Origin of the sequence: Psychrobacillus sp. OK032, from assembly GCF_900111345.1 — a bacterium.
GTDB lineage: Bacteria > Bacillota > Bacilli > Bacillales_A > Planococcaceae > Psychrobacillus.
In genome coordinates, this window is sequence record NZ_FOGY01000011.1 from 77,606 (window position 1) to 91,308 (window position 13,703).

At 37.2% G+C, this 13,703-nt stretch carries 15 protein-coding genes; 14 read left to right on the forward strand and 1 reads right to left on the reverse strand.

Features of this window, described 5'->3' with window-relative positions; genetic code table 11:
- Positions 1-6 precede the first annotated feature (6 nt).
- The 12 genes from BMZ04_RS19020 to BMZ04_RS19075 all read left to right on the forward strand — a co-directional run bounded on the left by BMZ04_RS19020 (position 7) and on the right by BMZ04_RS19075 (position 9,679).
- Positions 7-219, forward strand: a complete 213-nt coding sequence (locus BMZ04_RS19020) for an acetyl-CoA carboxylase biotin carboxyl carrier protein subunit (RefSeq protein WP_093275809.1) — start codon at positions 7-9, stop codon at positions 217-219.
- A 12-nt stretch (positions 220-231) separates the two neighbouring features.
- The gene (locus tag BMZ04_RS19025) at positions 232-1,152 is read left to right on the forward strand and encodes a hydroxymethylglutaryl-CoA lyase (RefSeq protein WP_093275811.1); all 921 of its coding nucleotides are present in this window, start codon (positions 232-234) and stop codon (positions 1,150-1,152) included.
- Positions 1,145-1,939: an enoyl-CoA hydratase gene (locus tag BMZ04_RS19030; protein ID WP_093275816.1), complete on the forward strand. Its 795-nt coding sequence runs from the start codon at positions 1,145-1,147 to the stop codon at positions 1,937-1,939. Before BMZ04_RS19025 ends, BMZ04_RS19030 begins: the two co-directional genes overlap by 8 nt.
- A gap of 12 nt (positions 1,940-1,951) precedes the next feature.
- Positions 1,952-3,490: an acyl-CoA carboxylase subunit beta gene (locus tag BMZ04_RS19035; protein ID WP_093275820.1), complete on the forward strand. Its 1,539-nt coding sequence runs from the start codon at positions 1,952-1,954 to the stop codon at positions 3,488-3,490.
- Between the two features lie 189 nt (positions 3,491-3,679).
- Positions 3,680-4,120, forward strand: a complete 441-nt coding sequence (locus BMZ04_RS19040) for a MaoC/PaaZ C-terminal domain-containing protein (protein WP_093275824.1) — start codon at positions 3,680-3,682, stop codon at positions 4,118-4,120.
- 16 nt (positions 4,121-4,136) lie between these two features.
- A complete protein-coding gene (locus tag BMZ04_RS19045; RefSeq protein ID WP_093275828.1) occupies positions 4,137-5,591 on the forward strand; it encodes a GntP family permease in 1,455 nt (484 codons plus the stop codon).
- 277 nt (positions 5,592-5,868) lie between these two features.
- Positions 5,869-6,573, forward strand: a complete 705-nt coding sequence (locus tag BMZ04_RS19050; RefSeq protein WP_093276302.1) for a DUF421 domain-containing protein — start codon at positions 5,869-5,871, stop codon at positions 6,571-6,573.
- An 84-nt stretch (positions 6,574-6,657) separates the two neighbouring features.
- Positions 6,658-7,047: an iron chaperone gene (locus tag BMZ04_RS19055; protein WP_093275834.1), complete on the forward strand. Its 390-nt coding sequence runs from the start codon at positions 6,658-6,660 to the stop codon at positions 7,045-7,047.
- 187 nt (positions 7,048-7,234) lie between these two features.
- Positions 7,235-8,248 carry a glutathione S-transferase family protein gene (locus BMZ04_RS19060; RefSeq protein WP_093275839.1) on the forward strand — a complete coding sequence of 338 codons (1,014 nt, stop codon included), beginning with the start codon at positions 7,235-7,237 and terminating at the stop codon, positions 8,246-8,248.
- A 22-nt stretch (positions 8,249-8,270) separates the two neighbouring features.
- Entirely contained in the window at positions 8,271-8,774 is a 504-nt protein-coding gene (locus BMZ04_RS19065) for a GNAT family N-acetyltransferase (protein ID WP_093275846.1), read from the forward strand.
- Between the two features lie 250 nt (positions 8,775-9,024).
- Positions 9,025-9,318 (forward strand): RNA polymerase alpha subunit C-terminal domain-containing protein, encoded by a 294-nt coding sequence (locus BMZ04_RS19070; RefSeq protein WP_093275850.1) that lies wholly within the window; start codon positions 9,025-9,027, stop codon positions 9,316-9,318.
- Between the two features lie 163 nt (positions 9,319-9,481).
- Positions 9,482-9,679 carry a cysteine-rich CWC family protein gene (locus BMZ04_RS19075; RefSeq protein WP_093275853.1) on the forward strand — a complete coding sequence of 66 codons (198 nt, stop codon included), beginning with the start codon at positions 9,482-9,484 and terminating at the stop codon, positions 9,677-9,679.
- 44 nt (positions 9,680-9,723) lie between these two features.
- On the opposite strand, the gene BMZ04_RS19080 is transcribed toward BMZ04_RS19075, so the two are convergent.
- Positions 9,724-10,014 (reverse strand): phospholipase, encoded by a 291-nt coding sequence (locus tag BMZ04_RS19080; RefSeq protein ID WP_093275857.1) that lies wholly within the window; start codon positions 10,012-10,014, stop codon positions 9,724-9,726.
- Between the two features lie 221 nt (positions 10,015-10,235).
- Here BMZ04_RS19080 and BMZ04_RS19085 point away from each other — a divergent pair, with 221 nt between their 5' ends.
- Both BMZ04_RS19085 and BMZ04_RS19090 read left to right on the forward strand, forming a co-directional pair.
- The gene (locus tag BMZ04_RS19085) at positions 10,236-11,126 is read left to right on the forward strand and encodes a phosphate/phosphite/phosphonate ABC transporter substrate-binding protein (RefSeq protein ID WP_093275861.1); all 891 of its coding nucleotides are present in this window, start codon (positions 10,236-10,238) and stop codon (positions 11,124-11,126) included.
- A 32-nt stretch (positions 11,127-11,158) separates the two neighbouring features.
- Positions 11,159-13,534 (forward strand): bifunctional diguanylate cyclase/phosphodiesterase, encoded by a 2,376-nt coding sequence (locus BMZ04_RS19090; protein WP_093275866.1) that lies wholly within the window; start codon positions 11,159-11,161, stop codon positions 13,532-13,534.
- Positions 13,535-13,703 lie beyond the last annotated feature (169 nt).

Consider the following 13,703-nt stretch of genomic DNA (forward strand, 5'->3'; position numbering starts at 1 on the left):
TTGAAAATGACAAACATCGTAGCAAGCATGGCAGGTAGTGTATGGAAAGTATTAGTAGCAGAAGGGGATACAGTAACAGAAGGACAAGATGTAGTAATCCTTGAATCGATGAAAATGGAAATTCCGATTGCTGCAGAAAAAACCGGCGTCGTAACGAAGATTCATATTAATGAAGGCGACTTTGTGAATGATGACGATGTACTCATCGATGTTGAATAGGAGGTAAAATCTTTGAAACTACCGAAAAATGTAACGATAAAAGAAGTTGGTCCAAGAGACGGATTACAAAATGAAAAACAAACTATCTCAACTGAAGATAAGATTGTTTGGATCGACTCGCTTTCGAAGACAGGCCTTTCTTATATTGAAGTGAGTTCATTCGTCCATCCGAAATGGATACCGCAACTAGCAGATGCGTCGGAAGTACTCAGGAAAGTTCAGCGGGAACAAGGGGTTATTTATGCTGCCCTTGTTCCTAACTTAAGAGGACTTGAGCGTGCATTAGAAGCAAATGTAGATGAAGTGAGCATCTTCATGTCAGCGAGCGAAGCGCATAATCAAAATAATATTAATAAATCGATAGAAGAAACGTACCCGATTCTAAGCGAAGTCGTTAAGGAAGCGAAAGCAGCAGGGAAAACGGTCAGAGGTTATTTATCTACAGTAATTGGATGTCCATATGAAGGTCCAATTGCAGCACAGCAAGTAAGAAAGGTGAGCGATCGTCTATTTTCTATGGGTATAGACGAGCTATCGTTAGGTGATACAATCGGCGTTGGTGTTCCAAATCAAGTAGAACAATTACTGGAAGAATTATTACCTCATTTTGATGCGAGCAAGCTTGCTATGCATTTCCATGATACGAGAGGGACAGCACTAGCAAATATTGTGAAATCACTTGAAATGGGAATAACTATTTTTGATAGCTCCCTTGGAGGATTGGGTGGTTGCCCGTATGCAAAAGGTGCATCTGGTAATGTTGCGACCGAGGATTTATTGTACATGCTCCATGAAATGGGTATTGAAACTGGAATTGATCTAGATGCAGTGATGAAATCTGCCCAGTTAATTGAAAAGGTAAGAGGGAAAAGGCTGAATAGTCGTCAAATGGATATTTTGAATGCAGAAGAAGGAGATGTTTGCAATGTTTGAGACTGTACTTACAAATGTGGAAGTTGAAAAGCGGAGCGACGGGATTGCCATCATCACTTTAAATCGTACAGATGCGGCAAATGCTTTGTCCAAACAGATGCTTCGTGATTTAAAAACGGCTGCGAATGATTTGAAAAATAATCCAGAAGTTCGAGTAATTATTCTAACAGGTGCTGGAGAAAAAGCTTTTTGCGCAGGCGCTGATTTAAAAGAGCGAAAAACAATGACGGAAATAGAGGTTAAACAAGCGGTTCGATCAATCGGAGAAACTGTGAATGAAGTCGCATCCCTTCCGCAACCTGTTATCGCTGCACTGAATGGAGTAGCATTCGGAGGTGGTCTTGAGTTGGCATTGGCATGCGACCTCCGAATCGGTGCACTAGAAACAAAAGTGGGATTAACAGAAACTTCCTTAGGTATTATACCTGGAGCAGGAGGAACACAGCGTCTACCTCGTTTAATCGGTCTTGGAAAAGCAAAAGAACTCATTTTCAGCGCAAAGCGATTGACTGCTGAGGAAGCCGAAGTTTTAGGCATTCTGGAATATGTCGTTCCACGTGAGCAACTGTTAGATAAAGCACTAGAAATTGCAGTATCCATAGCGAAAAATGCACCTCTTGCGTTAGTCCAAGCAAAAGCTGCGATTAATAATGGAATAGAAGTAGACCTTAGTACAGGACTAAAAATAGAAGAGCTTGCGTACAACGAATTGCTACCAACTGAAGATAGATTAGAAGGATTACGCGCATTTGCAGAAAAGCGTGCACCACAATATACAGGGAAATAAGGAGGAAACAACATGACAACGACAGTTTCACAAACAGATTTTCAAGCCAAAAAAGATGCCATCTTGCAAGGTGGGCAAGAGAAATATCATAAAAAAAATCAAGAACAAGCGAAAATGTTCGTTCGTGACAGATTGAATTTGCTATTTGATGATGGCTTAAAAGCAGAGGATGGTATGTTTGCTAATTTACTAGCAGGAGACCTTCCAGCAGACGGTGTTGTTACCGGAATTGGTAAGATTAATGGCCGTACTGTTTGTGTCATGGCTAATGATTCTACTATTAAAGCAGGTTCTTGGGGAAAGCGGACTGTAGAAAAAATTATCCGTATTCAAGAAACGGCTGAAAAGCTACGCTGCCCTATGCTTTATCTTGTTGACTCAGCTGGAGCTCGCATTACTGATCAGTTAGAAATGTTCCCTGGTCGTAGAGGGGCAGGACGTATTTTCTATAATCAGGTCAAAATGTCAGGAAAAGTGCCACAAATCTGTCTTCTATTTGGACCATCTGCAGCGGGCGGGGCATACATTCCTGCATTCTGTGACGTTGTTGTAATGGTGGAAGGTAATGCTTCCATGTATCTAGGATCTCCTCGAATGGCAGAAATGGTTATTGGTGAAAAGGTTTCACTCGAAGAAATGGGTGGAGCTAAAATGCATTGTTCTGTTTCTGGTTGTGGCGATGTACTAGTGCAAAGTGAAGAAGAAGCTATTACGTATGCAAGAAAATATTTAACATATTTTCCGGAAAACTTTACTGAAAAGCCGGTAAAAGCAGAAGCAAAAGAACCAGCTTTCTTTGAAAAGACTATTGAGCAGTTAATTCCTAAAAATCAAAACGCACCATTTGATATGTATCAGTTAATTGAAAGATTAATCGACGAAGATTCTATGTGTGAAATTAAGAAATTGTTTGCACCTGAACTTATTACTTGTCTTGGAAGAATCAACGGTCAGCCAATTGGAATTATTGCAAACCAACCGCGTGTAAAAGGCGGCGTACTATTTCATGATAGTGCAGATAAAGCAGCAAAATTCATTAATCTTTGTGATGCATATCATATCCCTTTATTATTCCTTGCAGACGTACCAGGTTTCATGATTGGGACAAATGTAGAAAGAGCTGGGATTATTAGACATGGTGCTAAAATGATTTCTGCTATGAGTGAAGCGACTGTTCCGAAAATGACCGTTATCGTACGTAAAGCGTATGGTGCTGGATTATATGCAATGGCGGGTCCAGCGTTTGAACCAGATTGCTGTATCGCGCTACCGACGGCTTCTATTGCGGTAATGGGACCAGAAGCTGCGGTAAATGCAGTATATGCAAACAAAATTGCTTCCCTTCCGGAAGAAGAAAGAGCTGCGTTTATAGCGGAAAAACGTGACGAATACAGAGAAGACATTGATATTTACCGTCTAGCTTCAGATCTAATAATTGATGATGTTGTTGAGCCTAACCGTTTACGTGAGGAACTTGCATCACGTTTGGATGTTTATATGTCGAAATATTTAGTTTTCACTGAGCGCAAGCATGGAGTTTATCCAGTTTAACTTGACTCAGCAGTCAAAACACATTTGCTGATTTAACCTGCATCAAGCAGGCCAAAGCGCAATGCAAAATTGGGGAGAGATCGTCCAAGTTAGATACGTATTGCCAACTTTCGTGCGAGATTGTCCAAACGCAATTACGCCTGAGGCGTAATTGATAGATTAGTATTTATAAACAAAGGGGAGATTGAAATGTTCGATAAATACTTTGAAGATTATAAACTTGAAGACACTTGGGGATCAAAGGGAAGAACGATAACAGAGGCTGATATCGTTATGTTCTCCGGTTTAAGTGGGGACTGGTTCCCCCTTCATACGAATATTGAATATGCAAAGGAAACCCAATATAAAGAGAGAATCGCTCATGGAATGCTAGTACTATCAATTACGACTGGATTGGTACATTTCGAACCGGGGATTGTCGTCGCATTTTACGGTATGGATAAAGTAAGATTTACAAATCCAACTTTTATTGGAGATACCATTCATCTATCCGGGAAAGTAATTGATTTGCAGAGTAAAGGGCTTAATCAAGGGGTTGTGACGGTATTACAAGAAGTTAAAAAGCAAACAGATGAAACAGTGGCGGTATTTGAAATGAAGCTCTTGGTAAACAAAAAGACTTTAGATTAAACGAGGGAGAACATTTATGGATCTAATTATTATTCTATTAGCACTAGGATTACTCATGTTTTTAGCTTATCGAGGCTTTTCTGTAATCATCATTGCTCCGATATGTGCTTTACTTGCCGTATTTTTAACAGATCCGGGCCATGTTTTACCGTTCTTTTCTAATATATTTATGGAAAAGATGGTTGGCTTCATAAAATCTTATTTTCCAGTATTTTTACTTGGAGCGATTTTCGGTAAAGTAATTGAGATGTCCGGTATCGCAGAGAGAATTGCGAAAGTAATTATTCGATTCATTGGAGTTAGACAAGCCATTCTTACAGTTGTATTAATGGGGGTTATACTAACTTATAGTGGAGTAAGTTTATTCGTAGCAGTATTTGCGATTTATCCGTTTGCCAAACAGTTATTTCTTGAAGCAAATATTCCGAAACGCCTTATTCCGGCTACTATTGCATTTAGTGCTTTTACTTTTTCCATGGATGCGATTCCAGGCTCGCCACAGATTCAAAATGTTATACCAACAACTTTCTTTAATACGAACGTCTATGCAGCACCATTTCTTGGTACAATTGGTGCACTGTTTATCTTTGTAGTTGGTATGCTGTATTTAGAGAGCCGTCGTCGGAACGCAGCGAAGAATGGTGAAGGTTATTATGGTATAGGGAAAAATGCGATTAACGAGTCACCTGCTGCTAGTGAAATGGCAGCTACAAGTGAAGCTATTGCTGCTCCTAGTTCACTGTTATACACAGAAATAGATGTAAAGGATTGGTTAGCTTTTCTTCCGCTTCTATTAGTTGGAGTGATGAACAAGTTATTCACTACTTATATCCCTAAATGGTATGCAAATGGGTTTGATTTTGCCAATATTAATCTAGAACAATACGGAACCGTTAATATGAATCAGCAGCTTTCACTTTGGTCGGTGGAACTTGCACTTCTCGTAGGGATTTTTACTGCAATTGCTTTGAACTTCCAAGCAGTTAAATTGAGTTTCAAGGATAGTTTAAGTGTCGGTATAAGTGGTGCTTTGCTTGCTACGATGAATACAGCTTCGGAGTTCGGTTTTGGCGGGATTATTGCGGCGCTACCAGGTTTTGCTGTAGTTCAGAATTTCTTAGCTACAACCTTTACGCATCCTTTAGTCAATGGAGCTGTATTAACGAACGCACTTGCCGGTATTACAGGTTCTGGGTCCGGTGGGATAAGTATTACGCTAGGTATTATGGCGGAAAAGTATGTGGAGGCTGCAAATGCTGCCGGTATTCCTTTAGAAGTTATGCACCGTGTCATTGCCATGGCAGCAGGTGGGATGGATACTTTACCACATAATGGAGCAGTACTCACATTACTAATGGTTTGTGGACTTACTCATCGCCAAGCATATAAAGATATATTTGCGATTACGATTATTAAGACATTAGCGTGTTTCTTCGTAATTGGTGTATATCTCTTGACTGGAATTGTTTAAGGATTACAACCGGCTCACATCATATAGAAATAACCGCCAAACCCTATAGGGGATGGCGGTTATTTCTTTTATATATAGTTATAATAAAGGAGGATTTAATTGGAAAAAGTATCGAATAAGTTGTAAAAATCATCTACTTAGTTGTAGTAGGTATTTTTAGGCGAATAATCCACATCAAACAACCCTGTTCTAGCCAATTCATCCAGTGGAGTATTATATCTGTTGTGATTTGGAGATAACTGAATGGAATAATAGGTGGAATGGGGTTGTTTTGAAAATGAACGTTTTAAATATTACGATGGAAATAATTGTTGGTTTTTTTCTTCTCTTTTTTATCGTCAAGTTTGTCGGAAAGAAAATTATCAAACAAATAAGTCCGTTTACATTTATAGCAGCGATAGTATTAGGTGAATTACTTGGAAATGGATTGTATCATGATGATGTAGGGTTATTTTACATTGTTTACACGATGGCATTATGGAGTATCTTACTTTTGGTCGTTGAATTTCTCGGGCAAAAGTTTTTAGCGGTTCGTGGATTTTTTGAAGGTAAACCTTCCGCGTTAATAAAAAACGGCATTGTGGACCGGGAAGAATTAAAGAAAAATCGAATGAATCTGAATCAGCTACAAAGCTTACTTAGACAAAGTGAAACATTTTCTATTCGAGAGGTCGCATATTGTTATTTAGAGGCGAATGGATCGCTAAGTATTTTGAAGAAAACCAAGTATCAAAAGCTAACACAAGAGGATTTCAACTTAGCTTCTAAAGCTGTTTATATTCCTGTAACTCTTATCAGGGACGGCAAAGTTCTATGGGATGAAATTAAAGATTTAGGTTTTAACGAGGGATGGCTAACCGATCAACTTCACGCAAAAGGCATTTCTAGTTACGAGGGCATTCTTATCGCAGAATGGTTAGAAGGGGACGGTCTTTTTGTCCAACTACTTCGTGATACACCTTCTTCTTTTGATGGGAAATGAAAAATAGACAATGCAACTAACAATTAAAGCTACAGGTGCAGGTGAACCTAGGCTTTAAAATATTCAAGGAATGAAGGAGTAATTATGCAAGGAGATAAAAAAACTTATACTTCTATTGATGACTATATATCCACATTTCCGCTTGATATTCAGGAAATACTAACAACGTTAAGAAAGGTAATACAAGAGGCTGCACCAGATGCTGAAGAAAAGATTAGCTATCAAATGCCTACTTTTTCTTTAAGTGGAAACCTAGTACATTTCGCAGCTTATAAAAATCATATTGGATTCTATCCAACTTCTAGCGGAATCACAGCTTTTAAGAAGGAATTATCGACTTATAAAAGTTCAAAAGGAGCAGTGCAGTTTCCTATAGGAAAACCGTTGCCTTACGAATTAATAAGTGAGATTGTTAAATATAGAGTTTCTGAGAATATTGAAAAGGCAGCAGGAAAAAAGAAAAGTAAAAAATAGTTCTACTATAAGAAATAAGTATAGTACCTGGTTCTAAAACAACTTAAAATAATTTTAGAACCAAGTACTTTTTATTAGGTTATTATCTTGACTTCGAGATAGTAAGGTAATAGAATTAATTAAACCAAGAAGAATAGTATGTTTTTTTATGTTGCAATGAGAAAAAGAAATATATACTTAGAAAAGGATGATAAAAGTGGAAAAGACGCAGAAACAAGTTCCAACTGAAGTTGATAAGAAAGGGAAATTTATTCGTCAAAAAAATCGTTTTGCAACACCTTTCGGAAGTGAGCCTGGGGAACTTCCAGTAGAAGCGGGGAGATATCGTCTTCTATGGGCGGCTGTTTGTCCATGGGCGCATCGCTCCGTAATAGTGCGAAGCTTACTTGGGTTAGAAGATGTCATTAGTTTAGGTACTGCTAGTCCAATGCGTCCTAAAATCGACCGTGTGGATTGGGAATTTTCTTTAGATAAAGAAGGGGTCGATCCTGTTTTAGGCATTCAATATATAAGTGAAGTGTATAAGAATGCAGACCCAGAATATGCTGGAAGACCAACTGTACCTGTCTTTGTTGATATAAAAGAACAAAAAGCGGTGAATAACGATTATTTTACATTAACAAATCATTTGGAAACGGCTTGGGCGCCATTTCATAAGGAAAATGCACCAGACTTATATCCGGAACATTTACGAGATGAAATTGATGCTTTAAGTGATGTTATTTTTCATGAAGTGAATAATGGTGTGTATAAATGTGGATTTGCTCGTTCTCAAGAAGCATATGAAGAGGCTTACGATGTATTGTTTGCCCGGTTAGATGAATTGGAACAACGTTTATCCACGAAACGCTTTTTATTTGGAGACTTTATTACTGATTCAGATGTTCGATTGTATGCGACGCTTGCACGCTTTGATGTTGCGTATTATTCTGCTTTTAAGGCTAATCGGAATCGTATTGTAGATTTTCCAAACTTATGGGGATATTTACGAGATTTATACCAGACACCTGGTTTTGGGGATACAACAGATTTTGAAGCGATTAAAATACATTATCATCTATCTAATCATATCGCAAGCGATGATCAAAAGAGTCTAAATATTTTACCAAAAGGTCCGGATACGTCTAACTTCCTTTCCGCACATAATCGTGAAGCTTTAAGTGGAAATAAAGAAAAGTTTCTCGTGCATAAAGGAAAATAAGACGTAAGGAGATGAAGAAGTAGTGATTATCCGAGATGCTGTAAAAGAAGAATTAACTTATATTAGAGAGCTAAGGTTGGCTGCATATGAGGAACATGCATCCAAAATTCCGGAAGCACATTGGCAAGCTTTAAGAAAATCCATCTTATCGGATGGGGATATCCAAACCGGTGTGGAACGAATAGTAGTAGAAATCGATGGAGAAATAATGGGAAGTGTCGCTTTGTTTTCTCCTGATATAAAAGCTTATGATGGACTCTTAGAAGACGAACTTAGTTATCCAGAATTACGAATGCTTGCTATCTCTTCCAAATCGAGAGGAAAAGGAATAGCAACATTGCTCATTAATGAATGTATTAATCGTGCAAAGGAAAAAGGTTTTTCCGAAATGGGTCTCCACACCGCAGATTTTATGGAGAGTGCCATAAAATTATATGAACATTTAGGCTTTGAAAGGTTGCCACAGTTTGATTTTGAACCGGCAAATGATGGCATTATTGTAAAAGCATTTCGAATTAGTTTTTAATGAAATTCCAAAATCAAACCAGCTCCAACGACATCAACGTCAGTGTAGCTGGTTTTTATTATTATCCAAAAAGATAGGGTTTACGCAAAAGTGAATCAGTAAAAAGTTTAGTTGTAAAATTTGTGGTTTTAGTTGGAGAAAATGCAGCTTTAGTTGTAAAATATGAGCGGATAGTTGTAATAGTTATTTATGCACCTAAATAGTAAGAAGAATAAGCATTTGAATTCTACAGAAAAAGGAGAAACTGGTCATGACAACTACTCAAAAAACTTTAAGGACATGCGAAAAAGGACACGAATACTACAAAAGCAGCGACTGCCCTACATGTCCCACTTGTGAACAGGAACGCAAACCTGAAACCGGATTTCTGGCTCTACTTTCCGCACCTGCTAGACGTGCATTAGAAAGCAATGGCATCACTTCCTTGCAGCAGCTCTCAAACTTTAGTGAAAAAGATATTTTGAAATTTCACGGTATGGGACCAGCCTCCTTACCAAAACTCAGAGCTGCGTTAGATGCGGAAGGCTTAGCATTTAAAAAATGAAGTATATGAAAGGTATCAGATTCTGAGGTCTATCGGAAATTGATGTCTTTCCTTATTGCTATTAGATTAGTCTGAATATAAAATGAGAGATAGACTTTTAGGAGCGGTTAGAACGATCGAACGTAACCGTGTGAAGATTGACGCAAAATAGGAGGGATTTGTAATGGCTAATACACATTGTCCGCTTTGCGGAGAGGAAAACAAATGTATGGTCGATGCAACAGAGCCAAATGGATGTTGGTGTACGATAGAGGAATTTCCAAAGGGGATTTTCGAACTAGTTCCGGAAGAAAGTAGAAGAAAGCATTGTATTTGTCATAACTGTGTAACTGAATATAAAGAAGAAATGCAAAAAATCTGAATACCGTTTTCTATGGTATTCAGATTTTTTTCGCTACCCTATGCTTATATTCTAAAAGAGTTACAAGTAAAACTGGATTGGAATCTCATATAATTATAAAGTAGCTGAGCGTGTCTTCCTTGTTGTGTATAAGGATTTATATTAGGACGTAGCCGCTCGATAAACTCACGATCACATTCACATGGATTTCTACCTTTACTGTAGCATTTATCATGTGCTTTACACGCTGCATCTACTTCATTTATAGGTGCACCTGGTCCGTTGCAACCGGGTCCACACCAGTTATACCCTGGAAATATACAAAAGCGAGGACTTCTTCTACGTGACAATTTCATAACCTCCTTCGATAGTTTTTCACTTTTTATAAGCTATTCAATAATCTATATATATGTATAAACTACTACCTATTAGTTTCTGAATAGTATAAAAATATTTTGCTAATGGCGACTGATAGCATTGAAAAACATAATTCATAAGAAATTAACAAACAATTAATAAACTTATAGTATAATAGTAACTAATAATAACGGACTATTTTAACGGGGTGCATGTGTCGGTGAATGGGAAAAAAATCACATTCTTAATGATAATAATATTAATAAGTTTTATATTAACAAGCTGCGCTACTACTCCAAAGAAATTAACAATCGGAATGATTCCGGTAAAAGATGCAAATGAAATGGAAAAGGAGTTTGAACCTATTCGACTCTATTTAGAAGAGCAATTGGGTATTCCTATTGAAGTGGACGCCGCCGATAGTTACGTTAGTTTAATAGAAGGAATGAAGAACGAAACAATCGATATTGGGTGGTATGGTGCTTTTTCTTATGTAGCTGCTGAAAGTGAAATGGAACTTACTCCTTTAGTTGTTCAACAAAGAAAAGATACTGGTATTTACTATAATTCACTTATCATTACACAGAAAGATTCAGGTATTAGTAGCATTGAGGAATTAAAAGGAAAGAAGTTTGCATTCGTTGATTCTGGCTCTACATCGGGGTTTGTCCTTCCCTATGCATTATTTAAGAGTAGAAATATAACATATGAAACATTTTTTAGCGAAACACAGTATGCAGGTTCTCATGATCAAGTACTGGCTAATATTCATTCAAAAGATGTAGATGCTGGGGCTATTAGTAGTGTTCAGTATGGAAATTTACTAGAAAAAGGGATAGTAAAGCCGGAAGATATGACCATCGTTTGGAAATCAGAAGATATTCCAGGATCTCCATACGTTGCAAGAAGTAAGTTAGATAAGAAGATACAAAAACGTTTTTCAAAAGCTATGTTAGAAATACACATAGAAGAAACAGAGGCTTTGAATAGTTTTGATCATACGATTGATAAGTACATAGAAGTAGACAACAAATATTATAACTCTATAAGAAATATAGCGAACATTCTTGGTAAAGAGTATATGTACGAGTATTTCTTAAAAGGGGAATAATAGACTCGGGGCGCAGGAGATAGGTGGACCTTTTGAAAATAAAAAGCATTAAATTTTGGACAACGACTTTGATTGTATCGATGTGTATTGTGACAATGTCTTTATTCATACTATTGTCATATAAAAATTTAAATGAAAGTTTAGAGCAACTGTATAAAAAAGAAGCAGAATCTATCCTCATGCAAACTTTTTTATCTTTTGGATATCAATTTTTAACCGTCGAGAATACGTTGGAGCAGCTTAGTAATTCGCTTCTATTATTAAATGACTATGCTAGTAGTAATGATGAGATTGCATCCATGTTAGAAGAACTTCAAAAAGATTCGATTGTGAATGGAAAAATTATGTATGGCTTCACAAATGGTGAATTTTACAGAGAAGAATACAAAGATATTCCAGAGAGCTATCGTCCAGCAGAACAAGTTTGGTACAAGCTTGCTATGCAAAATCCAGGTGAAGTAAATTGGACGGAACCGTATTTTGATTATGTGACACAAGAAATTATCATTACCGCTTCTAAGTCCGTCATGGGGCCAAAGGGAATGCTAGGTGTTATTGCGCTAGATATGAACCTACATGAAATGAGTAGTCAAATTAGTAATTCGAAAATTGGGGAGGATGGATTCGTCCTATTACTAAGTAGTAATGGCACGATACTGGCTAATCGAGATAATCATATGATTGGTGAAACACTTTTTGGAGCTCAACACTCAAAAATAATAAAGGACACAGAAAAAAGTTATGTATCGTACACTATACAGAATAAAGACTATATAGTACGGGCACGTCCAATTGTGGAAAATGATATGAGTATCGTAACGGCGATAAGCAAAGAAGAAATAATTCGAAACCTTATAAACAGGCATCAACCTATATTAGGAATCGGATTATTTTGCCTCCTCCTATTCGGGGTTATTGCCTATTTTGCGACGTTAAGAGGCGTTCGACCATTAAAAAAACTTGGGAAGCTAATGATTTCCGTGGAAAATGGAAATTATAACGTGCAAGCAAACGCAAATGATTATGAAGAGATAGAGCGTCTAGCGAATGGTTTCAATAGCATGATTTTGGCTATAAAAACAAGAGAGGACAAGATAAAACATTTAGCATCCTATGATTCACTAACGGGGCTATTAAATAGAAGAAGCTTACAAGAATTGCTCACTGCATCCTTAGAAAACGATCCAAGCGGGCGCTTAAAAGCAGTTATTTTTGTCGATTTAGATAATTTTAAAACAGTGAATGATACGCTCGGACACTCATTTGGAGATAAATTAATAGAGGAAGTAGCAAAAAAACTAAATGCATTGTCATCGGTACATAAAGATGTCGCTCGTATAAGTGGCGATGAATTTATCGTCGTTATGCATGATTTAGAGTCAATAGAGCAAGCAAGAAACCTAGCGGAGGAAATCATTCAGCAATTTGACATACCAATTACGGTAGAATCCAGAATCTTAAATGTTACTGCAAGTGTTGGCGTTTCCTTATATCCACTCCATACTAATGCTTCGGAAGAATTGTTGAAGCTGGCAGACATGGCCATGTATCAAGCGAAAAGCTCTGGGAAAAATGGATACAGAATATTTGATGAAAGAATGAAACAGCAACTAGAAGAGAAATTTAAAATAGAACTAGGTATTCGAGAATGTCTTGATAAAGATGGATTTGAGTTATTTTTCCAACCATTATTTAAGCCAGAAGAAGGAAGGATTGCGAGTATAGAAGCACTTTTACGAACCAACTCTCCTGCTCTTTCTAATTATAATACTTTACAAATAATTCAAGTTGCTGAACTAACTGGTCAAATAGTTGAAATAGACAAATGGGTATTAAAGCAAGCATGTAGTACGATTCAAAAGATTAACAAAAATATGGAACATCCAGTTAGCATAGCCGTTAACATTTCCGCCGTCCATATTATGCAGCAAGATTTTGTCGATAATATACGAGAAATCATTGAAGCCTCTGGTGTTTCCCCTAGCTGGATTGAGCTCGAGATTACAGAAACCGCTTTGATGAAATCATTCGATTTAAACAAGCAAAAGCTAGTGGATCTCCAAAAGTTTGGGATATCCATTCATCTTGATGATTTTGGAACAGGCTATTCATCTTTAAGTTATTTAAACAGTTTACCAATCAATCATGTGAAGATTGATAAAAGTTTTGTAGACGGAATGCTTCAATCTGAAAAAGACGGTAAGTTTATAGAGACGATTATTAATTTAGCACATACGATAGGATTACATGTTGTAGCAGAAGGGGTGGAACATAGAGAGCAATTTGAAATGCTGCGAAGCTATAATTGTGAATTGATTCAAGGATATTATATAAGCAAGCCAGTAAGTTATGAGGAGATAAATAATCTTCTGCGACAAGAACAAAAAACACTTCAGGTGAGAATTTAATATTATATAACTAAAAGTAGTGCAAACCCAAATATGAAACTGCACTACTTTTTTGTTTGAATTGTGAAATTTAGCAGAGATGTTGCCCAAAATCATAGAAAAGTTGTGCATAATGGGTCATAAGGGAGTTTCCGCTGGGATTTTCGCTGCAGGGCGGACGCTTTCCGCG

Excerpts from the sequence above, each read along its gene's own strand:
- BMZ04_RS19040 (WP_093275824.1), top strand. The coding sequence starts at position 3,680 with ATGTTCGATAAATACTTTGAAGATTATAAACTTGAAGACACTTGGGGA.
- BMZ04_RS19080 (WP_093275857.1), bottom strand. The coding sequence starts at position 10,014 with ATGAAATTGTCACGTAGAAGAAGTCCTCGCTTTTGTATATTTCCAGGG.
- BMZ04_RS19020 (WP_093275809.1), top strand. The coding sequence starts at position 7 with ATGACAAACATCGTAGCAAGCATGGCAGGTAGTGTATGGAAAGTATTA.
- BMZ04_RS19050 (WP_093276302.1), top strand. The coding sequence starts at position 5,869 with ATGAACGTTTTAAATATTACGATGGAAATAATTGTTGGTTTTTTTCTT.
- BMZ04_RS19070 (WP_093275850.1), top strand. The coding sequence starts at position 9,025 with ATGACAACTACTCAAAAAACTTTAAGGACATGCGAAAAAGGACACGAA.
- BMZ04_RS19060 (WP_093275839.1), top strand. The coding sequence starts at position 7,235 with ATGATAAAAGTGGAAAAGACGCAGAAACAAGTTCCAACTGAAGTTGAT.
- BMZ04_RS19055 (WP_093275834.1), top strand. The coding sequence starts at position 6,658 with ATGCAAGGAGATAAAAAAACTTATACTTCTATTGATGACTATATATCC.
- BMZ04_RS19075 (WP_093275853.1), top strand. The coding sequence starts at position 9,482 with ATGGCTAATACACATTGTCCGCTTTGCGGAGAGGAAAACAAATGTATG.
- BMZ04_RS19030 (WP_093275816.1), top strand. The coding sequence starts at position 1,145 with ATGTTTGAGACTGTACTTACAAATGTGGAAGTTGAAAAGCGGAGCGAC.
- BMZ04_RS19045 (WP_093275828.1), top strand. The coding sequence starts at position 4,137 with ATGGATCTAATTATTATTCTATTAGCACTAGGATTACTCATGTTTTTA.
- BMZ04_RS19035 (WP_093275820.1), top strand. The coding sequence starts at position 1,952 with ATGACAACGACAGTTTCACAAACAGATTTTCAAGCCAAAAAAGATGCC.